This window comes from Polaribacter sp., assembly GCF_051251875.1.
Lineage (GTDB): Bacteria > Bacteroidota > Bacteroidia > Flavobacteriales > Flavobacteriaceae > Polaribacter.
Genome location: NZ_JBPOGL010000010.1, coordinates 15,852 through 38,186, shown reverse-complemented (window position 1 = coordinate 38,186; position 22,335 = coordinate 15,852). Strand labels below are relative to the sequence as shown.

Here is a 22,335-nt window from a genome sequence, read left to right as displayed (position 1 = left end):
TTTAACAATCTAATGATAATACAACAAAAAAAGTTGTTAACACGAAAACGTTTTCGTGACTTTTATCATATTGATAACCTATAACTTATATATATCTTTACAACGTGGAATGTAAATTTATTGTTATCAGCAAATCAAATTTACAGTTATTATTTAACAAATTATACATGAAAAAATTTAAATTATTGTTAATTGGAATTCTTTTAACATCATCGTTTAACATGTTTGCACAACAAACTGTTAAAGGAAACGTAAAAGAAAAAACATCTGGTGATCCTTTACCTGGTGTTAGTATAGTGGTTAAAGGTACCATAAGAGGTACACAAACCGATTTTGATGGAAACTTTACTTTAGATAAAGTAACAACTGGTGATATTCTTGTTTTTAGATATCTAGGTTTTGGAGACAAAGAAATTGTTATTGGTACAAACTATAACCTTTCTATAGAATTAGAAGAATCTGCAGAGTCTTTAGATGAAATAGTTGTGGTAGGTTACGGTACAGTAAAAAAAGAAGATTTAACGGGATCTGTAGCTGTTATTTCTGCAAAAGATTTTAATACAGGTGCAGTAGCATCTCCAGATCAGTTATTACAAGGTAAAGCTGCAGGGGTTAGAATTACAAGTGCAGGCGGACAGCCAGATGCTGCTCCGAATATTAGAATACGTGGTGGTTCTTCTCTTTCTGGAAACAACGCTCCGTTAATTGTTATTGATGGAGTTCCTTTAGATAATGGTGGTGTTGCCGGTGTTGGCAACCCTTTAAGCTTAATAAACCCAGATGATATAGAAAGTTTTTCTATCTTAAAAGATGCATCTGCTACCGCAATTTACGGTTCTCGTGCATCTAATGGTGTACTTATTATTACTACCAAAAAAGGAACTTCTGGAGATACAAAATTTAATTTCTCTGCAAGAACTTCTTTAAGCGCTATAGGCGATGATAATCAAGTACAAGTAATGGACGCAGATACGTTTGTAAACTTTGCAAAAACCTATTATCCTAATAGCTTAGAAGCTTTAGGGGTACCTGTTGGTTCTGTAAACACAAAAGAATCTAGTAAAATTATTACACTTACTGATAAAGATGGAAATCCTTTTCAACGTCAAATTTATAATACAGACTGGCAAAATGCTATTTATAGAACAGCCGTTACATCAGATTACAACTTTGGAGTAAGAACTAATTTATTCAAAAAAATACCATTTAGAGCTTCTATTGGTTATAATGATACAGAAGGTGTTGTAAAAACGAATGATTATGAAAGAATAACAGCTTCTTTAAGGTTAACTCCAAGAGTTTTAGACGATCATTTAAAAATTGATGTAAACGCAAAAGCTACGTCTGTTAATAAAAATTCTATTGATGAAGGCGGCGCTTTAGGTGGTGCAATTTCTATGGATCCTACAAAACCTATTTACGATAACAATTCTGTTTTTAACGGTTTTTATCAGCAATTAAGGTCTTCAGATCTTTCTGATAATGCACCAAATGCAAAAGCAGGTTCTAGCAATCCGTTAGGCGTTTTATTGCAAAGAAGCAGACCAGAAAAAGTACAGAGAATTTTAGGAAATATAGAATTAGATTATAAAGTACATGCTTTGCCAGAATTAAGAGCCGTTTTAAACTTAGGCTTAGAAGCTTCTAAAGCAGAAATTACTGAAGTTTTTGCTAACAATGCTATTAACGCTTATACTTTAGTGCCAGATACAGCGCAACCAAAAGGTACATATATCTTTAATTCTGGAAAAAATTATGGTGAAGACCAAGACATTACCAATACAACTTTAGAAGGGTATTTGGTGTACAGAAAAGAGTATGATGAGTCTTTCTTAAACAACTTTGATTTACAAGGTGGTTATTCATATCAAAATTTTAAAAATGAAGGCACCAAAGATTTCTTTATGAACGACCCTGTTTCTGGTGTTAGAATTCCCAACATTAACCCATTAAATCCAACAAACAGATATTACAATGAGCTAAACTTACAATCTTTCTTTGGTAGAGCTAATCTTAATTTAGCAAATAAATATTTAGTTACACTTTCATTAAGAGCAGATGGTTCTTCATTTTTTACTGAAGAAAACAGATGGGGATATTTTCCTTCAGCAGCTTTAGCTTGGAAATTAAAAGAAGAAAGTTTTATTAAAGAGGTTGCCTTTATAAACGATTTTAAAGTACGTTTAGGTTGGGGACAAACAGGACAGCAAGATATTTCTGGTCAAGTAGGTTTTTATCCATCTACTCCATTATTTGAAATTGGTTCTCCAGAAAGTCAATACATTACAGGTGTAAACTTGTACAATGCTAAAGAATTTAACCCAGATTTAACTTGGGAAAAAACAACCACCTATAATGCGGGTGTAGATTTCGATTTCTTTGATAAAAGTTTGATTTCTGGTTCTTTTGATATCTACAAAAGAGAAACTACAGATTTATTAGTAGTTACTAATGTTCCACCTGGACAAGCGTTAAGCGATCAGGTAATTCAGAATATTGGAGCTACGGATAGTAAAGGTTTTGAATTAAATTTAAATTTAAACCCAATTAATACTGAAAACTTAAATGTTTCTTTTAATAGTAACCTTTCATACAACTATACAGAAGTAACAGACTTAGAGGGTGTTGAGCAAATAAATGCTCCAAACGGAGGTCTTTCTATTGGTACAGGAAACATTTTATTAAGACATGCTGTTGGTCAACAAGCAGGTTCTGCTTGGGTATTAAAGCAATTATATGACACAGCAGGTAACCCAATTTTAGGTTCTTTTGTTGATATCAATGATGATGGACAAATTAATGAAGATGATAGATATTATAGAGCAATACAACCTAATTGGACTTTTGGTTTTGGTTTTAATGTAAATTATAAAAAATGGGATATTAGCGCAAGCTTTAGAGGTCAATTAGACGGAGAAATTTACAACTCTAGAAGATTAACCAACGGTGTTATTAGAAATACGCAATCTTTAGATGGTACTTTCTTTAACAATGCCTTAGATTTTTCTGCAGGAGAAGCAAACACAGCGTTCACTACTATTTTAGACCCTGTGCAATACTCAGATTATTTTTTAGAAGGAGCTTCATTTTTAAGATGCGAAAACATTGCTGTTGGTCATACTATAGACCATGTGTTTAAAAGTGTTGTATTAAAAGTGTACGGCGCAGTAAATAATCCATTTTTAATAACAAATTATTCAGGACAAGATCCAGAAAACTTTACGGGTATAGATAATAACTTCTATCCTAGAGCAACTATATATAACATAGGTGTAAATATTGATTTTTAATTGATGAAAATTATGAAAACTATAAAAAACAATTTTTTAAAATTACTCGCAAGTTTTGTAGTTGTAATAACCCTTTTTACGGGTTGTACTAACGATTTAAATACAAAACCTGAGATAGAATTAACTTTAGAAGAACTTTTAGCACAAGACCCACAAGCAATAGAAGGTATTTTGTCTAGATTGTATGGCTCTTTTGCCTTATCAGGTGCAAATGGCTCTGGAAGTTCAGATATTAGTGATGATCCAGGAGAATCTCCTTTTTTAAGAGGGATTGTAAACCTTCAAGAATTTGCCGCTGATGGTATGAAAAACCGTTGGGGAGATAATGGTTTAGACCAATTAACAACAACAAGCAACTGGACCTCAGAAAACAAATTCTTTAGATATTTATATAATAGAATCTTCTTTACAATACCACAGTGTAATAATTTATTAACCATTTTACCAAATGTTGATGTTGATAAAAAAGAAGTAATTATTTCTGAAGTACGTTTTATTAGAGCTTTGGCTAACTTTTACTTAATAGATGTATTTGGTAAAGGTGTTTTAGCAACAGATGAAAATTATGGTCAAACTGAGCCATTACCACAAGCTACTCGTTTAGAACTATATAACTTTGTAGAGTCTGAATTATTAGCAATAGAACCTATTTTATTATCTACCAATACCTATGGTAGAGCTACTAAAGGTGCTGCACAAATGTTATTGGCAAAATTGTACTTAAATGCAGAAGTATACACAGGCACTGCGCAATATGACAATGCAGCAATTTATGCTAAAAAAGTAATAACAGAAGGTCCTTATTCATTGGCAAATGATTTTGTAAGCATCTTTTCTGGAGACAATAATACCTCTACAGAAATTATTTTTCCATTAATTGCAGATGCATTGGTAAGTCAGAGTTTTGGTAACACAACGTATATTGTAAATGGTAATTTAAATGCAGATACAACACCTTTAGCACAATTTGGCGCAACAGAAGGTTGGGGTGGTCATAGAGCTTCTAAAGCATGGTATGGTTTGTATGGTAATTTGTCTACAACTACAGATGAAAGAGCTGATTTATTCTGGACAACAGGACATACCTATGAAATGACAGATTACAAAGAATGGACAAACGGATATCCTTCTATTAAATTTAGAAATACAAATTTTACAGGAACTTCCGTTCCGTCTAGTTTTTCTGGTACAGATTTTCCTTTATTTAGATTGGCTGATGCCTATTTAATGTATGCTGAATGTGCTATAAAAGGAGCTGCAAATACAGATATAACTACTGCAGTTGGGTATGTAAATGATGTGAGACAACGTTCTAATGCATCAACAATTACTGCCATAGATTTACAAAGTAATGAGAGCAATGGTTTGCCTTTTATCTTAAATGAAAGAGCTAGAGAATTAAACCTAGAAGGACATAGACGTACAGACTTAATACGTTTTAACCTATTTACGGGTAGCACGTATTTATGGCCTTGGAAAGGTGGTGCAAAAGACGGAACTTCAATTCCTGCTACGTACAACGTATACCCTATTCCATCATCAGCATTACAAGCAAACCCTAACCTAACGCAAAATCCAGGTTATTAAAAATAGACAACAATGAAAAACTATAAGAAAATTTTATCGACTTTATTGTTAGCATGTACTTTAGTATTCTTTAGTTCTTGTGAAGACAATACAGAGATATTAAAAATATCTGCTAATCCAACAGCAGCGGTATTAGGAGATTTATCAATTAACACTATTAAATTAGACGCAGTTAATGTAAACAACCCTGCCGTAACATTAACATGGGAAGCGGCAGATTACGGTCAACAAACGCCTGTAAATTACATTATTGAATTCTCTGATAATGAATCATTTACAAACGCTGTTCAGGCTAGTTCTACAACAGACAACAACTTTATGACTTTAAGTTCTAGTCAATTAAATTCATTAGCAGGTAGCGCAGGTTTATTTCCTTTTAAATGGACTACAATTTATAGTAGAATTATCTCCTATTTAGGTACCGTAGATGGTGCTCCTGTAACATCAAACACTATTCAGTTTGATGTTTATCCTTACTTTAATTACGTTTTTAACGATTATTATATGGTAGGAAATGGCGTTGCTTCCGATTGGAATAACGACAACAATAACAATGCCTTGTTTAGAGATGAAAACAATAGCAATATCTTCTATTATACCGGATATTTTAAAAATGATAATGCAGGTTTTGACGATGGAAGGTTTAAAGTTTTAGAAGAAAAAGGAAATTGGCAACCACAATGGGGTGTTTCAGATCCTGAAGGAAGTGATGTATTTAGCACAAGCGGTACTATTGCCGGAAATCCAACAACACAATCTTCAGATCCTGGAAGATTTGGTGTAGAAAACTCTGGTTTTTATACCTTTACCATAGACTTTGCAAATAGTAACTACACCATGGTTCCTTTTGATGCAACTGGAAAAACAAGTCCAGCTGGTTTATCTTTACAAGGAACAAGTACAGCAACTTTAGCAATGACTCCAATGAGTTTTGATGGTCATATTTGGTTTGTTTCTAATATAAAATTAACTCCTGGTGATGTAGAATTTGTTACCAACGGTGGCGCTAAATGGGGAAGCACAACTTCTTTCTCTGGTGTAGCAACTGATGGTGGTGGCGCAATACCTGTAATTGTAGAAGATTTTTATGATGTTTGGTTTAATGATTTAACAGGTCGTTATATCTTAATTCCATTAAATATATAATATCAATTTCACTTAAATAGATAAAAAATGAAAATATTTATAAAAAAAGCAAGCTATTTAATGCTAGCATTAACGCTATTATTAGGAGCTTGTGAAGAAGAAGATAACTTCAAAATAACGAGTGCAGATCCTGCATTTGTTATCAACACGCCAAGTATTAATAATATTTTATTAAACTTTGCTTTGCCAGACAATCCGGCGTTTACAATTTCTTGGATAGATGAAATTAATTCTGGAGCTACGTACACCGTTGAAATGTCTGTAGAAGAAACTTTTGCTTCACCTATTTCTTTAGGTAGTACAAGTGAAAACACTTTTACCATGACGGTTGCACAATTTAATGCTGCGTTTAATAATACTTCTGTAAAATCGTATGCAAGTACACCTGTTTATATGAGGCTAAATACAGGAAGTGTTAATTCTAACACAATTACCTTTTTAGTTTCTAAATATGCAGAAAATGCACCAACAATTACAAGTCCAGATAATACATTTGGTATTGTTTTGTCTAATGATACCGCTGCAGACACTGCGTTAACTGTTACTTGGGAAGATCCTGAAGTTGATGCAAATAGCACCGTTGTTACCACTTATGATGTTGTTATGGCGGAAGCTGGTACAAGTTTTGCTAGCCCTATTTCATTAGGAACATCAAATTCTAACAGTTTTGAAATTACACATGACGACTTAAATGATATTGTAATTTCTGCTGGAGGACAACCTGATGTTGCTGCAAGTTTCGACGTAAGAATTAAAGCCATTGCTAGTTCTGCATCGGGAGATTTAATAAGAACATCAGAAATGATTACTATTTCTTTAACCGCTTTTAAAGTACCTATTCCAGACAATTTATTCATGGTAGGTGGTCATAATGGCTGGAACAATGCAGATCCAACACAACAATTTTTTAATGATGGAAATGGCGTTTTCTCTAAAGTACAGAAATTTAATGCCAACGATGAGTTTAAAATGTTACCAAATACTGGTAAATGGGACGGTGATTATGGTGAAGACCCAAACAATCCTGGTAAAATTTTACAAGATGGTGAACAAAACATCAAAGTAACTACAGCAGGTACTTATATTGTTTTTGTTGATTTTAACAATTTAAGTTTCAACCTTGTAAGCATTGATACTTTATTTATGGTAGGTGGTCATAACGGATGGAACAATGCAGACCCAACGCAAGAATTTTATACTTCTGGCAACGGTGTATTTACTAGAATACAAACTTTTGCTGCGAATGATGAATTTAAATTATTACCAACTTCTGGTTCTTGGGATAATGACTGGGGCGTAAACAAGACCAAACCAGGAACTTTAGAACTATATACAGAAGATAATATTAAAGTAGAAACTGCAGGTACTTATATGGTAACTATAGATTTTAATACCTTGTCTTTTTTACTTACAGAAGTTCCTACAGATCTTCATTTAGTGGGTACTCCTAACGGATGGGATAATACCAGTGGTCCAGCCTTTACAAAAGTTTCTGAAGGGTTGTTTGAAATTACGCAAACACTAACAGATTCGGATGAATTTAAACTTTTACCTTTTGTAGGTCAATGGGACAATGATTGGGGAGAAAGTGGCGATTATCCTGGAATGGTTGTTAGAGAAAACGAAAACAACATAAAATCTCCGGGAGCTGGAACCTATAAAATTACAGTAGATTATAACAAAGGAACTATTACGTTTCTTTAAAAATCTATAAAAACAATAGCATTAAGCTGTTAACAAAAGTTACCCCAACTAGAATAATTCATTTTATTTTAACCTAAAGGAAACTTTTTTTAACAGCTTTTTTTATCAAACTATATATTTATGAAAAAAATTACATTTTTATTTTTATTTATAAGCGCACTAAGTTTTAGCCAAGTAACCATTAGTCCCGCTAACTTTAATATAGACCAAAGTATTACCATTAGTGTTGATGCCAATAGCACAGCTACAAATTGTAACGGACTTAACAATCCGTCTAAAGTATATTTGCATTCTGGTGTTGGTAATGACACAAATCCTTGGGAAACTAGTGTTGTAGGCAATTGGGGTGCAGATGATGGTGTTGGTCTAATGACTTTAAATTCTTCCAACAACAGATGGGAAATTACTTTTGTACCAAAAACGTATTATGGACTTACAGACCCGCAAGCAGCAACTATAACCAAAATGGGAATGGTTTTTAGAAATGCTGCAGGAGATCAAGAAATGAAAGACAATGGCTGTGTAGATTTTATTTTTAACGTTGGTGCTTTTCAATTAACTTTAAACACTCCTTCAGAAAGTACCACCATTTTAAATGCTGGAGAAACTTTAGCCATTTCTGCAACTGCTTCAATTGCAGCTAATTTTAATTTAACAGCAAATGGCACTTCAATAGATCAACAAACAAATAAAACTTCATATAGCTTCTCTCCTACGGTTACACAAAATACTACTTTTGTTTTAGAAGCAACCAATAATGGAAGTACACAAAGTAAAACTTTTAACGCTGTAGTAAGACCTAGCGTAACAGAAGCTCCTGTTCCTGCCAACATGAAGGATGGAATCAATTTAAACTCATCAGACAACACAAAAGCTACCTTAGTTTTCTACGCTCCTGATAAAGATTTCATACACTTAATTGGTAATTTTGATGCAAATACGGCAAATCATTGGCAAACTAACAATAATTATCTACTAAAAAAAGACAGTGCCAAAGATCGATTTTGGATAGAATTAAGTGGCTTAACTCCTGCCAAAGATTATAAATATCAATATTTAATAGAGGGTATTTTACGTGTTGCAGATCCTTATTCAACAGTTATTTTATCAGAATCTAATGATCAATATATAAACACAACTACCTACCCAAACTTACCTAGTTATCCAACAGGAGAAACAAACCATGCCGTTACTCTATTAAGAACTGGAGACGCGCCTTATGTTTGGCAAAACACGTCGTTTACAAAACCTGCAAAAACAGATTTAGTAATTTATGAATTGTTAATTAGAGATTTTGATGCATTACATAGTTTTGATGCCGTAAAAAACAGGTTAAATTACTTACAAGAAATTGGCATAAATGCCATAGAACTAATGCCTGTGATGGAATTTGATGGCAATGAATCTTGGGGTTATAATCCTTCTTTTCACATGGCGTTAGACAAATATTATGGCACAGCAACAGCTTTTAAACAGTTAATTGACGAGTGTCATACAAGAGGAATTGCAGTTATTATTGATGTAGCTTTTAACCATGCAAGTGGTCAAAATCCATATTACAGAATGTGGAATACAGACAACGGTGGTTATGGCGGTCAAGCAAGTGCAGATAGCCCATTTTTTAATGAAACAGCTACGCATTCTTACAGTGTTTTTAACGATTTTAATCACTCTAAACAAGCTACCAAAGACTATGTAAAAAGAGTTTCTCAATACTGGATTGATGAATATAAAATTGACGGTTTCCGTTGGGATTTAACAAAAGGATTCACACAAAATTGTTCTTCTGGAGACGATACTTGTACAAACGCAGAACAACCAGATAGAGTTGAAGTTTTAAAGGAATACGCAGATTATCAATGGGAAATTGACCCTAATTTCTATATCATTTTTGAGCATTTAGGCTCTAATCCGGAAGAGACAAAATGGGTAAACTATCGCTTAGATGAAGGCAAAGGTATTATGCTTTGGGGCAATCATAATCATCAATATAACCAAGCAACTATGGGCTTTGGAAGTGATTCTGATTTTTCTTGGATTTCTTATAAAAACAGAAATTGGTCTGTACCAGCAAACGTAAGTTATATGGAAAGTCATGATGAAGAACGTTTAATGTACAAAAATTTACAATTTGGAAATGCTAATGGCACGTATAATATTCAAAATTTATCTACTGCTTTAGATAGACAAGAATTGGCTGGCGCATTTTATTTTACAGTTCCAGGACCAAAAATGATTTGGCAATTTGGCGAGTTAGGTTATGATATTTCTATTGAACAAAATGGAAGAACCGGTAATAAACCTATTTTATGGGGATATCAAGGAGATCAAAACAGAAGAGATCTTAAAAGTACTTGGTCTAAATTAATTGCATTAAAATTAAAATATGACATTTTTGAAACATCAGATTTTACATTAGATGTTGCCAATACCAACGGATTAAAAAAGATTCATTTAACAGATGCAACTGCAACAGGAATACAAAATATTGTAATACTTGGTAACTTTGGAGTTACTACACAAAGTATTGTTCCTAATTTTCAACAAACAGGAACTTGGTATAATTTATTAAATAACAATGCAACTATAAATGTTACCAACACTTCGGCAGCCATTACATTATCTCCGGGTGAGTTTAAAGTTTATGGTAACAATCCAGAAACACTTTCTATTGATGGAATTGCGCTAGATACTAAGAATACTATAAGAGTGTATCCAAACCCTACAACTACACACTTCTTACTTTCTAAGGAAGCATTAGAGGTACGTGTTTTTGACATTTCTGGAAAACAAGTAAAAAAGTTTAGCAAAGAAGATGTACAAAATAATGTTTATGAGGTTTCTTCTTTAAGTAAAGGTATTTATTTTATCAGAATTAATGATACTAATAACAACATACAAACAAGAAAATTAATTATCAATTAACTAAAAAAAAAGAAAATGAAAAAAAAATATTTCACAACCTGCCTATTTACATTTTTGTTTAGTGCATTGGGTTTTGGGCAAAACGGAATTATAGGCTCAGGATTTGGAACAAACGATTGGAGTACTACAGATAATTTTACAGGTTCTGCAGGCAACTCTAGAATAGCTACATTAAATTCGAATGGTACTGGTAATTCTTATTTTAGACTTGTAACAAACTGGGATTCTAATTATAATCAATGGGGACCTTCTAGTACAGCAGCTGATTACCAAATTTTTACGACCAATGAGGTACCTAGTTCAGAAATAGTTGAACACGCTACTAGTAAAGCCTATTATATAAATACCAACTCCGCTTATAATTATGTATTTAAAACAAAAGAAGGAGGAAATCCACCATCAGATCTCGGACTTATAGTTTTTGAAATTCAAGGCTTTATTGCAAATGTTGTTTCAGTAAACACACCAGCCACCACGTATCCTGGACAAACAAACACTATTACAGCTGCTTTAAACACCTCATTACCTGTAGGGCAAGGAGTTTATTTAAGGTATACCACAGATAATTTTGCAACCTCCACTGTTGTAGGAATGACAGGTTCTGGAGTGGTTTATACTGCTGATATTCCGTCTGCAATAAATACGGTATCAGCCAATGTAAGTTACTATGTTTTTACTTCTGGTTCTGCCCCAACAATCGCGGAAAATGATGCTGATTGGTATACCATTAACCTAAACAACAATTCTGGTACTAATTATTCTTATACAGTATCTTCTTCTTACGCTTCTAAAAACGATGGTGTTTGGTCTGATACCTCCACTTGGATGAATGGAACAGTTCCGGACACTTCTAACGATGTTGTAATCAATCATCATGTTGTTTTAGATCAAGATGATACAGTTGCCTCGATGACCATAGCAACTGCTAAATCTCTTATTTTAAATAGTGAAAAAGGGATCACTATTTCTGGAGATCTAAATATTAATGGAAGTTTAACTGCAAATTCTGGAAGTTCTTTAATAGTAAATGGTTCTTCTGCAGGAAATGTAACCTACATCAGAAATTTAGCAACAGATAATTGGTATTTAATTTCTAGTCCGGTTGCTGGAGAATCTGTGGTAGATTTTTTAAATACGAACACGGTGGCAACAGGTAGCGGTATTTCACCAGCGAAACATGTTGCATTTGCAAACTACGATAATACAAAATCTACATCAAATAGTATTTGGCAGTATTATGTAGATGGAGATTTTGATGGTTTAAATGGTGATGACACCACAGATATGATGAGTTCTGGGAAAGGATATTCTGTAAAACCTGCTACTGTTGGTAGTACTTTTTCTTTTACAGGAACCTTAAATACGGCAAATGTTACAACATCAATTATGGATGGTAAAACAGTACATGTAGATGGAAGTCCTTTTAATTTGATAGGAAATCCTTTTACGTCATTTGTTAACAATTCTGCCTTTTTAAATTTAGCGGCAAATGATAATCTTTTAGAAAGTAAAACTATTTGGGTTTGGGATCAATCTACGGAAACTTATACAGCCAAAGTACTTTTATCTAACTTTGAAATAGCTCCAGCACAAGGATTTTTTGTAAAACGTAAAGCATTGGGTACCGCTGCAAGCCTTACTTTTGATGCAACCAATCAAAGTCATCAATCAGATACTTTTCAAAGATCTTTTACCTCAGAAATCCAATTGAATATTACCGATGGAACAAAAATAAATTATGCTAAATTTTATTATGTAAATGAATCTACCACTGGTTTTGATAATGGTTATGACGGTGAATTGTTTGGAGGTGCTGCAAATTCTTTTGCTATATATTCTCATTTACTTTCAGATAATGTTGGTAAAAAATATCAAATACAAGCATTACCAAATGCTAATTTAGAAACCATGATTGTGCCAATTGGCCTACATGCTGAAAACGGAAAAACAATAACATTCTCTGCTGAAAGTTTGAATTTACCATCTCATTTAAAAATCTTTTTAGAAGATAGAGAAAAAGGAAGTTTTACAAGATTAGATGAAGTTGGCAATACCTACACCACAACTTTAACGGCTAGCTTAAACGGAACAGGAAGATTTTACTTATACACAACAGAAAGTGCTTTAAACACAAATGACAACGCAATTTTAAGTACAATTGGTATGTTTCAATCTGATGCTACAACCTTAAAAATAACAGGTTTACAAGAAGAAAAAGCAAGCTTAAAAATATTTACAACACTTGGCAAAGAAGTGATAAACACTACTTTTGAAGCCAATGGTGTAAAAGAATTTTCTTTACCAAATTTAGCAAAAGGTGTATATCTTGTTCAGTTAAAAACGGAAAAAGGTATGGTAAACAAAAAAATAATTTTTGAATAAAGATTAAACCTAACATGCTAAAAAGTATGTTACGTTAAAACTAAATATTTTTAGTACAAACTAAATCAACCAACTCATTTATTAACAAGTTGGTTGTTTTTTTTATATCCTATTTTTTAGTTCAAACAGTAGTAATACAACTAAACATTCTTCTTAAAAAAATTATCTATTTTCAACTAAAAGAGAATTATAAATAGAAAAGTAAACCATTGCTAGATTGTAAACAAAGTTCACAAACAAGCTTAGCCGTGATTGAAACGACATCCTTTTTATGCTGATTTTTTTCAGCATAAAAAGATATAGTGGAAAGCGCGAAATAGCTTCTAAAAATTACTATTTTATGTTTGATATAAACATCTTATTATAAACCTAACACCAATTAATCCTATGTAAATATTTTTTATTTTCTGAATCTAAACTTTATCCAATCCATATTCTCCTGAAAGCGATCTAACAGCTCTTTTGTCTGAAACAAACTTTGAGAGAAATAAAATATAATCCATTAAGAAATTGTTTTGAGAATATTTAAAAAATCTTTCTTGAGAGCGTTTAGAACGTTGGTAATTTAATAGAAATCTATTTTTCCAATCGGTTTCATACTCCGTCAAATGATTGAGATTCTTGTTCTCTAAAGATTTATGGATAGCTTTGCTTGCAATTAAAGCCGCTTCGAAAATAAATTTATAACCCTCACCAACAATAGGGTTTACTTGAGAAACGCTATCGCCAACACAAACTAAATTATGAAGCACAAATTTATCTAAAACAGGCGTGATAGGAATGCTACCACCCTCTACCTTTTCATTGTCTTTTACCACCAGTTTTTTAATATTAGGCAACTCTAAAATTTTATGCAACCGTTCTTTTAATCCTTTTACAATTTCATCATCAAAAGTACCAAAACCAATAATTGCTCTTTGGTTTTTTAACGGAAAAATCCAACCATAACCTCCTTGATATACCTTACCTATTAACAAATGACCTTCCGCAGGATTTCCTAAATATTTAACATTATATTCTACACCTGTTGCTAAATCTACCTTTTTACTTCTTAGTCCAACTTTTTTACTAATTACGGCATTTGTACCCGATGCATCAATAAATATTTTACCAAAATAGGCTTCTTTATTTTTGTCTATAACAGTAGTAAATGTGTTGTTTTTTTTTGTGATACTTTTAATATCTATTCCTGTTTTTATTACAACATATTCCGGATCTAAACTGTTTAATAACTCTATGTGGACTTTCTTTTTATCTAAAATATATAAATCAGATTTTACTTTTCTTTTCATGTTTTTTGAGTGTAAAGAAATAGTGTTTATCTCCTGAGCAACAACACCTTCTGTTAAATCAAATTCTTTTAAATTTAAGAAACTACCAAGGGTATTGAAAGAGAATTCTAACAAATCTTTTTTTCTATCTAAAACAAGTGTTTTATGCTTTTTCTTACCAAGTTCTCTTGCTAAAATTAAACCAGCAGTTCCGCCACCAATTATAACAACGTCAAAATTATTCATAGACAATAAATTTTTTTTGGGGTTAATTTAGTTTAAATATCGCTCTAAGCAAAAATTAAATTAAAAAAAACTTTAAACTCTATTGAAAGTCTATAAATTGATGTTTTTTATCAATCCTATTAAAAGTAACCAGCTACTAGATTTAAAAAAAGCTATAAGGCTTTTTAATATCGTGGATACAACTATAAATAGTAATTTTGATTTTGTACAACACATAGGAATTTAAACAAACAAATTTAAGAATGAATTGGATTTTATTAATTATTGCAGGACTTTTTGAAGTAGCTTTTGCGGCGTGTCTTGGCAAAGCAAAAGAAACCACAGGCACAGAAACAACATTTTGGTACTTGGGTTTTTTACTATGTTTGTCTATAAGTATGGTCTTACTTGTAAAAGCCACACAAGAAATACCAATTGGTACTGCGTATGCTGTTTGGACAGGTATAGGTGCGTTTGGTACTGTACTATTAGGGATAATTGTTTTTAAAGAACCAGCTACTTTTTGGAGATTGTTTTTTATTTCTACCTTAATAATTTCTATAATTGGGTTAAAAGTAGTTTCTAACTAAAAGAAAACTGTGAAATAGTTTTTTTAAGAATTTAATTTTAAGTGCGTTATAATATTGCTACAAAAGTAGAATTAAAAAAAAACTGTTTAAAAAAATAAGGTTGTCCAAAATAAAATTTTAGACAACCTTTTATGTGTATAAAAAAATTCTGCATTGTTAAAACTGCTTTTAACGAAACGCTTTATAACTTTTTACCTTAAATTTTACTAAGAAAAAGCAAAACCTAAAATTCCTACAATAAATATAAGCAGATAAATAGAAATAATTATAATCGTAAAAACTCCCAAAAACTTATAGTGAGATTTTAAAACTTCAAAAGCATCAGCTAGAGTATCATCATTTTTAGTTAAAAGTGCCATTTTCATTTTCTTTGAAAACTGAAATAAATAATACACCGGAAAAAAATAAATCAAAGCAATTATGATATAGAAAATAGTCATAAAAATCCCCAAATTAAAAGGTAAGCCAGCAGTTTGCGGTAAATTTTCATATAAGCTACCAATAAAAAAAGAACCAATTAGTAGCAAGCCAATACCAATAAAACCTATTATTGATAAAAATTTGGCCCATTTGGCTGTTTCTCTTAAAAAACTTTTAGAGGCATTTGTTAACGTTAATTGTTCTAGTTGTGTAATAGGATTTTCCATAAAATTTTTTGTTTTTAGTTGATAACTTCAAAAATAAACAAAAAAAATAAGCCACAACCTCTACAATAGAAGTTAGTGGCTTAAAATTTAAAAATGTTATTTCTTATTTTTTAAATTCTGAAATTGTATTTTTTATAATTGAAATACACTCTCTTATTTGTACTTCTGTTATTACCAAAGGTGGCGCAAAACGAATAATATTACCATGTGTTGGTTTTGCTAACAAACCATTATCGCGAAGTTTTATACAAATATCCCAAGCTGTAGAACTATCTTCTGTATCATTTATTAAAACAGCATTTAACAAACCTTTACCTCTTACAGATTTTACCAAATCATTTTCTTTGGCAAAAGCTGCCAATTCTTCTCTAAAAATAATCCCTAAAGCCTCTGCATTTTCGGCTAAATTTTCTTCAGCAACAACTTCTAAAGCAGCAATAGCAACCGCAGCTGCAATAGGATTACCGCCAAATGTAGAACCGTGATTTCCTGGTTTTATAACATCCATAATATTGTTATTTGCCAACACAGCAGAAACAGGAAACACACCACCGCTTAAGGCTTTACCTAGAATTAAAATATCTGGCTGAACATTTTCATGATCTACCGCTAACATTTTACCAGTTCTTGCAATTCCTGTTTGCACCTCATCTGCAATAAACAGCACATTATAATCTTCACATAATTTTTTTGCCGCTGCTAAATATCCTTCAGAAGGCACGTAAACACCAGCTTCACCTTGTATTGGTTCTACTAAAAAACCAGCTATATTATTGCTACTTTCTAAAGTTTCTTGTAATTCTTGTAAATTATCATATTCAATTTTGATAAAACCTTTTGTATAAGGTCCAAAATTTTTACGCGCTACCGGGTCATTAGAAAAAGAAATAATGGTGGTTGTTCTTCCGTGAAAATTATTCTCACAAACAATAATATCAGCTTTATTTTCTGGAATTCCTTTTACTTCATACGCCCATTTTCTACACAGTTTTAAGGCAGTTTCTACCGCTTCTGCGCCTGTATTCATTGGCAATAATTTATCGAAACCAAAAAGTTCTGTAGCAAATTTCTCATATTTACCCAACATATCATTATAAAATGCACGCGAAGTAAGTGTTAATGTTTTTGCTTGAAGTATCATTGCATCTACAATTTTAGGATGACAATGCCCTTGATTTACAGCAGAATATGCCGATAAAAAATCATAATACCTTTTACCTTCTGCATCCCATACATAAACGCCTTCACCTTTGCTTAAAACCACTGGTAGTGGATGATAGTTGTGCGCGCCATGTTTATTTTCTAATGCAATTGCTTCTTGCGAAGTTAATTTGTCTAAAACAGTCATTTGTTTAGTTTTAAAATGTTTATTATAAAATAACCATTCCTGTTCTACCTTTATCCTTTCAGTGTGTACTGAAAATTCAGCGTGGGAAAGAAATCATCCCCGAAGTTGCACAAAAGTAAATAAAAAAAATCACTAATTCTAAAACTAAATTTTGCTAAATGTGGGCGTTCCCTAAAAAGGTCGGGCTTTCCGTTATATCTTTTTTCTTCTGTTCTCGATACAAATTTTTCATTCTTCAAAATTCACTCGAACTGACAGAAAAAAGGATGCCACTTCAATCCCTAACGCGAATTGAGAACTCTAAATATCATTTATTTAATTATAATTTCTTGGCTTGCTAAAAAACAAAAACTTTATAGTCTTTAATTTTTAAATAATTTGAATATATGATAAACGGTTTACTTCGTCCTAACGTCCCAGTAACGAAAGCTCGTGAGTGTCATTGCGCAGAAAGTTTTTTTACTTTCTGTGGCAATCTCATTTGAAGAAACAGATTACCTCATCCAAACGTCTTCGTAATGTCAGCTCGTATGTCATTGCGAGGAACGAAGCAATCTTTTCTATTGATAAATGCTCAAAATTTTTATTTTTTAAGAAACCATATTTTAGATTCAAACGGATCAAAAATTACTTTTTTATTGTCGCTCAAAAATGAAGCTCCGATTTGACCTGCCGGAATTTTCCAAGTTCCAATTCCACCACAACTAAATGTTTCAATTGTACTATTTTTTAAAAAAATATTCACATCATTGATTAATTCAATAGGACTACCATCTATTGAAATAATTGCAAAACTTGTTCCTTTTGGCAATTTGTATGCTTTAACTAATTGATTAACACCTGTTTTACAAGTACTTAACAACAAATTAGCAGAAGGGTTTTCAATTAAAATTATTCCAGCGTCAACTATTGCATTGTAAAATGCCTGATTAATATTTATAGAATGACTAAATAGTGAATCATCAAAACCAGAATCAACTTGAGCAATAGCATTTATTTCACCAATTTTAATTGGAATTGTAGGTACATTAAAGGTGCAACTATTATTAAGTTCTTTTTGATTATTTGAAAAATAACCCACAGTTGATATTGCTTTAAAACCTAAATCTTTTAATTCTTTATTAGTAAGAAAATTTTCTTTATTACTTCTAAATAATAGTTTTTTTTCGTAATCAAATGTGAAAATATTGTTCGTCAAAAAATCAGATCCAATTATTCCTGCTTGTTTAAAATTTTTTAAACCTGTAATATTTGAATGATCTTGAATATTTAAAGTAACTTGTTTCCATTTTCCAAAAAAATCAAAATTATCAAATTTATTTATTGAATTTGGTGCTGGTTTTGGTTTGCCATTTATAAAATTATGAATGTCAATTGTACTTAATGTTGTTCCAAAATCGATAAGATAATATCCTTCAACTTCACCTATTTTAATTTTTGTGTAAGCAGTTGTTTTTCCAAGTTTTAAATCACGTTTTTCTCCGAATGATACATTTTCTTGAGAACATGAAATATTTGAAAAAATTAAAAAAGCAAATACAATTATAATATAATTTTTCATAACTATTTATGTAAGTTTTACTGTTATTGTTAATTTAAAACCATGAAGATTCGCTTATTCTGTACCCATTTGATCAAAAATAAAATCTTCGAAATTATCTTCAGCTCTTATACCAGTAATATTTTCAATTTTATTTTTCATAGATTTATTCAATTTTAAAGGTACTATTATTACATTTTTGTATAACCGCTACCGGTTTAAAAATTTCAGCCAACTAATTTCTATAATAAAGTATTTAGTGGTTTCTTTATAAAAAAAAAGCATACTAGCATATACTAATATAACAAAATTTGTAAAATTCACCTACTCTATAATCTCCTTGTTTTTTTGCCTTGAAACTAACCAATTATCCATTCTAAACTATTTTACTAGTTAAAAATTGAGAACCATTCTTCTTTTAATTCATTATTTTTTTTTTACTAATTCAACCTTTATTTTTTATATTACTTATATTTTTAACATTTTTTATGATTTTTAGTGACTATATTATATATTTTTGTGTCAACCTATTATAACTAAAATCAATAAAACATGGATCAAATTTTACACACATTTTCAAAATTAAACGACACTCTAGGTAGTCCTATTTCTGCACTACTTATTATTATTATTGGCTGGTTTATTGCCGGACTTATTAAGAAACTAATTTATAATATTAGTAAAAAAACAGGAATTGCTAAATCTTTAAGTACAGAAAAAGTAGATTTTGCAAAAATAATAAGTCAAATATTTTACTTGTTTATTATGATATTTGTTTTTTTATTAGCTTTAAATACTTTGGGCATGGACAATGTTTTAGAGCCTGTAAAAAACATGTTGAATAACTTTTTTGCTTTTTTACCGAACGTTTTTGGCGCTGGTTTGGTAGCTTATATTGGTTATATGTTAGCCACCATTGTTTCTGAACTAGTTGCTTTATCTGGCAATACTATTCAAAAATTAACTCCAAAATTAAAATTACCAGAAAATATAGATTTGGTAAATATTCTTAAAAAAGTAGTCTTTATTTTTATTTTTGTGCCACTTTTAATAACCGCATTAAACATTTTAAAAATGGATGCTATTTCTGACCCAGCAACGGCAATGTTAGAAGATTTCTTTGAAGCGATTCCTAAAATAATTGTGGCAACTATTATTTTAATTGTTTTTGTTGTTGGAGGTAGATTTATTAGTGAAATAATTAAAGATCTTTTAAATAGTTTTAATTTGAATAACTTTTTTAACAAAGCAAGTATAGATGAAGTTCTTGGTAACAATAATATTGTTAAAATTATAGGAAACTTAGTATATTTCTTTATTGTTTTGTTTGGTTTAATTACAGCGGTAGAAAAATTAGATTTTATTCAATTAACAGATATTTTAGACACCATTTTAGAATATTCTTCAAAAATTATTTTTGGTTTGGTTATTCTTGCCATTGGTAGCTGGATTGCTAATATTGCTGCAAATAACTTTGCTAAAAAAGAAAACAACACCTTTTTAGCGAGCATTATTAAAATTGCAATTATTTCAATTTTCTTAGCAATTGGTTTAAAAACGATGGGCATTGCAGATGATATTATCAACCTTGCTTTTGGTATTACTTTAGGTACCGTAGCATTAACCATTGTTTTATCTTTTGGTTTGGGTGGTAGAGAAGCTGCTGGCAAACAAATGACCAAAATATTAGAGAAGTTTAATAAAAAATAAAAGTTACAACTCTTAATTTAACTGAAAACGCCTCTTTTATTAGAGGTGTTTTTTTATGCTTAATTATAAAAGAAACTAACATTATTCTTTTAAAACCACAAATTAAAATATTTTTTAGTAGTTATAATTGGTTCGCAAATACGCTTGCGTGAGCGATAGAAACGGCATCCTTTTTTGAAGTATGAAAAAAAGATATAGTGGATAGCGCGGTTATGCTTTTTTGCATAACACGCCCAAAACATAAAAATTATCACCCTCTTTTTAAAACTCTAAAAAACAACAAACCTCTGCTTTTCTTTTCCTAATTTTGCAATCATATAAATTTTAGAGAATGCCACGTAGAGAACGAAACAAATTTGTAAAGAAAAATCAAGTTTTAGAATTAAAAATTGAAGATTACGCTTTTGGCGGAAAAGGAATTGCAAGAATAAAATCTAAAGACGGAAGTTTTGTAATTTTTGTTCCTAATACGTTGCCTGGTCAATTGGTAAAAGCACAAATAAGTAAGTCTAGCAAAAATTATGCTGAAGCTAAATTAATAGATGTTTTAGAACCTTCTGAAGATGAAGTGGAAGTTCCTTTTCAAGACATTCCTGGCGCGCCATACATTCAATTACCAATAGATTTACAGCATCAATATAAAAAAGAAAGTACCTTATCTTTATTCAAAAGAATTGGTAAAGTAGCCAATATTGAAGACCTTTTTGATGAGTTTGTAACTTCGCCAAATGTATTTCATTATAGAAATAAAATGGAATATGGTTTTTCTGCTATTGGATATGATAGAGTAACAAAAAGAGACAAAGATGAATTTACATTAGGTTTTAAAAGACGTGGTGTTTGGTGGATGGGAGATAATTTAGAAAAAGATTCTGGTTTGTTTGATAAACAATTAGAAGACAATCTAAAAAACATTCGTCAATATTGTATAGAGACGGGATTAGAACCTTGGCATGGACCAAAAAAGACCGGTTTCTTTAGATATTTTGTGGTAAGAAAGTCTTTTAAAACAGACGAATTATTATGCAATTTAGTAACGACTTCTCCTGAGCTAGAGAATTTTGATTTACAGAAATTCGCAGACTTTCTAAAAGGTATTTTCGGAGATCGTTTAGCAGGTTTATTGCATACTATTAATGATGAAACTGGTGATAGAACTATTGCAACTGCTGGTAGTTTAGATTTGGTGTATGGAAAAGATAAAATTGTAGAAGAGCTGTTAGGTTTAAATTTTGAAATTAGCATGAAAAGCTTTTTTCAAACCAACCCAAAATGTGCAGAAAAATTATACTCTAAAGTTATTGAATATGTTTTAGAAGATAAAACAAAAGTAGACAATACGGTTGTGATGGATTTATTCTGCGGAACGGGAACCATTGGTCAAATTGTGGCTTCTAAAAGCGAAAATGCAAAAATTGTTGGTGTAGACATTGTAGCTTCTGCTATTGAAGATGCAGAAAAAAATGCCAAAAGAAATAGCATTGATGGCTTACAATTTTATGCTGCAGATGTTGGTAAGTTTTTAATTGCGCATCCTGAGTATAAAGATAAAATTAAAACCATTATTTTAGATCCTGCAAGAGCAGGAATTGCACCAAAAACGTTGCAGAAAATCATCAATTTAAATGCGGATAGAATGGTGTATGTTTCTTGTAATCCGGCAACACAAGCTAGAGATACAGAGTTGTTGGCTGAAGCTGGGTATTTCATGAAAAAAATTAGTTTGGTAGATCAATTTCCGCATACAAGCCATATTGAAACTGTGGTTTTGTTTGAGAAAAAATAATAATTTAGACCTGTAAGGTTTTAAAAAAATAAATATTCGGAAGATAATATTTAGTTAAAACTAAAAAATAAAACAAAATTTTGGCTAAAGCCAACCTTATTTGTGTGTAAATATTTTATACCTGTGGATAAATCCACAGGCTAATAAAATCATCAAAATGTGAAATATATTAGGATTTTTTTTG

13 protein-coding genes are annotated in these 22,335 nt (G+C 31.2%); 9 read left to right on the top strand and 4 right to left on the bottom strand.

What is annotated here, in order from left to right; genetic code table 11:
• The first annotated feature begins 167 nt into the window (after window positions 1-167).
• From ACSHW5_RS06585 to ACSHW5_RS06560, 6 genes are all read left to right on the top strand, one after another.
• Window positions 168-3,290 (top strand): SusC/RagA family TonB-linked outer membrane protein, encoded by a 3,123-nt coding sequence (locus tag ACSHW5_RS06585; protein ID WP_435675321.1) that lies wholly within the window; start codon window positions 168-170, stop codon window positions 3,288-3,290.
• A gap of 12 nt (window positions 3,291-3,302) precedes the next feature.
• Window positions 3,303-4,877, top strand: coding sequence for a RagB/SusD family nutrient uptake outer membrane protein (locus ACSHW5_RS06580; RefSeq protein WP_435675320.1), 1,575 nt, complete (start codon window positions 3,303-3,305; stop codon window positions 4,875-4,877).
• A 12-nt stretch (window positions 4,878-4,889) separates the two neighbouring features.
• Window positions 4,890-6,023, top strand: coding sequence for a SusE domain-containing protein (locus ACSHW5_RS06575; RefSeq protein ID WP_435675319.1), 1,134 nt, complete (start codon window positions 4,890-4,892; stop codon window positions 6,021-6,023).
• Between the two features lie 27 nt (window positions 6,024-6,050).
• Window positions 6,051-7,727, top strand: a complete 1,677-nt coding sequence (locus tag ACSHW5_RS06570) for a SusE domain-containing protein (RefSeq protein ID WP_435675318.1) — start codon at window positions 6,051-6,053, stop codon at window positions 7,725-7,727.
• A gap of 120 nt (window positions 7,728-7,847) precedes the next feature.
• Complete coding sequence (locus ACSHW5_RS06565) at window positions 7,848-10,652, top strand: alpha-amylase family glycosyl hydrolase (protein WP_435675317.1); 2,805 nt, start codon at window positions 7,848-7,850, stop codon at window positions 10,650-10,652.
• A gap of 15 nt (window positions 10,653-10,667) precedes the next feature.
• Window positions 10,668-13,034, top strand: a complete 2,367-nt coding sequence (locus ACSHW5_RS06560) for a T9SS type A sorting domain-containing protein (protein WP_435675316.1) — start codon at window positions 10,668-10,670, stop codon at window positions 13,032-13,034.
• A 413-nt stretch (window positions 13,035-13,447) separates the two neighbouring features.
• Here ACSHW5_RS06560 and ACSHW5_RS06555 read toward each other — a convergent pair whose 3' ends face one another.
• Window positions 13,448-14,551, bottom strand: coding sequence for a lycopene cyclase family protein (locus ACSHW5_RS06555; RefSeq protein ID WP_435675315.1), 1,104 nt, complete (start codon window positions 14,549-14,551; stop codon window positions 13,448-13,450).
• Between the two features lie 242 nt (window positions 14,552-14,793).
• Between ACSHW5_RS06555 and ACSHW5_RS06550 the strand changes: the two genes are divergently transcribed.
• Complete coding sequence (locus ACSHW5_RS06550; protein ID WP_435675314.1) at window positions 14,794-15,120, top strand: DMT family transporter; 327 nt, start codon at window positions 14,794-14,796, stop codon at window positions 15,118-15,120.
• 206 nt (window positions 15,121-15,326) lie between these two features.
• On the opposite strand, the gene ACSHW5_RS06545 is transcribed toward ACSHW5_RS06550, so the two are convergent.
• The 3 genes from ACSHW5_RS06545 to ACSHW5_RS06535 all read right to left on the bottom strand — a co-directional run bounded on the left by ACSHW5_RS06545 (window position 15,327) and on the right by ACSHW5_RS06535 (window position 18,676).
• Window positions 15,327-15,767, bottom strand: a complete 441-nt coding sequence (locus tag ACSHW5_RS06545; protein ID WP_435675313.1) for a DUF5362 family protein — start codon at window positions 15,765-15,767, stop codon at window positions 15,327-15,329.
• 103 nt (window positions 15,768-15,870) lie between these two features.
• On the bottom strand, window positions 15,871-17,115 hold the full coding sequence (gene rocD, locus ACSHW5_RS06540; RefSeq protein ID WP_435675312.1) for an ornithine--oxo-acid transaminase: 1,245 nt from the start codon (window positions 17,113-17,115) through the stop codon (window positions 15,871-15,873).
• 583 nt (window positions 17,116-17,698) lie between these two features.
• Entirely contained in the window at window positions 17,699-18,676 is a 978-nt protein-coding gene (locus tag ACSHW5_RS06535) for a hypothetical protein (protein WP_435675311.1), read from the bottom strand.
• Window positions 18,677-19,207: 531 nt separating this feature from the next.
• Here ACSHW5_RS06535 and ACSHW5_RS06530 point away from each other — a divergent pair.
• On the top strand, window positions 19,208-20,365 hold the full coding sequence (locus ACSHW5_RS06530) for a mechanosensitive ion channel (protein WP_435675310.1): 1,158 nt from the start codon (window positions 19,208-19,210) through the stop codon (window positions 20,363-20,365).
• Between the two features lie 331 nt (window positions 20,366-20,696).
• Window positions 20,697-22,151: a 23S rRNA (uracil(1939)-C(5))-methyltransferase RlmD gene (rlmD, locus tag ACSHW5_RS06525; protein WP_435675309.1), complete on the top strand. Its 1,455-nt coding sequence runs from the start codon at window positions 20,697-20,699 to the stop codon at window positions 22,149-22,151.
• Window positions 22,152-22,335: the final 184 nt, after the last annotated feature.

Excerpts from the sequence above, each read along its gene's own strand:
- ACSHW5_RS06585 (WP_435675321.1), top strand. The coding sequence starts at position 168 with ATGAAAAAATTTAAATTATTGTTAATTGGAATTCTTTTAACATCATCG.
- ACSHW5_RS06580 (WP_435675320.1), top strand. The coding sequence starts at position 3,303 with ATGAAAACTATAAAAAACAATTTTTTAAAATTACTCGCAAGTTTTGTA.
- ACSHW5_RS06575 (WP_435675319.1), top strand. The coding sequence starts at position 4,890 with ATGAAAAACTATAAGAAAATTTTATCGACTTTATTGTTAGCATGTACT.
- ACSHW5_RS06570 (WP_435675318.1), top strand. The coding sequence starts at position 6,051 with ATGAAAATATTTATAAAAAAAGCAAGCTATTTAATGCTAGCATTAACG.
- ACSHW5_RS06565 (WP_435675317.1), top strand. The coding sequence starts at position 7,848 with ATGAAAAAAATTACATTTTTATTTTTATTTATAAGCGCACTAAGTTTT.
- ACSHW5_RS06560 (WP_435675316.1), top strand. The coding sequence starts at position 10,668 with ATGAAAAAAAAATATTTCACAACCTGCCTATTTACATTTTTGTTTAGT.
- ACSHW5_RS06555 (WP_435675315.1), bottom strand. The coding sequence starts at position 14,551 with ATGAATAATTTTGACGTTGTTATAATTGGTGGCGGAACTGCTGGTTTA.
- ACSHW5_RS06550 (WP_435675314.1), top strand. The coding sequence starts at position 14,794 with ATGAATTGGATTTTATTAATTATTGCAGGACTTTTTGAAGTAGCTTTT.
- ACSHW5_RS06545 (WP_435675313.1), bottom strand. The coding sequence starts at position 15,767 with ATGGAAAATCCTATTACACAACTAGAACAATTAACGTTAACAAATGCC.
- rocD (WP_435675312.1), bottom strand. The coding sequence starts at position 17,115 with ATGACTGTTTTAGACAAATTAACTTCGCAAGAAGCAATTGCATTAGAA.
- ACSHW5_RS06535 (WP_435675311.1), bottom strand. The coding sequence starts at position 18,676 with ATGAAAAATTATATTATAATTGTATTTGCTTTTTTAATTTTTTCAAAT.
- ACSHW5_RS06530 (WP_435675310.1), top strand. The coding sequence starts at position 19,208 with ATGGATCAAATTTTACACACATTTTCAAAATTAAACGACACTCTAGGT.
- rlmD (WP_435675309.1), top strand. The coding sequence starts at position 20,697 with ATGCCACGTAGAGAACGAAACAAATTTGTAAAGAAAAATCAAGTTTTA.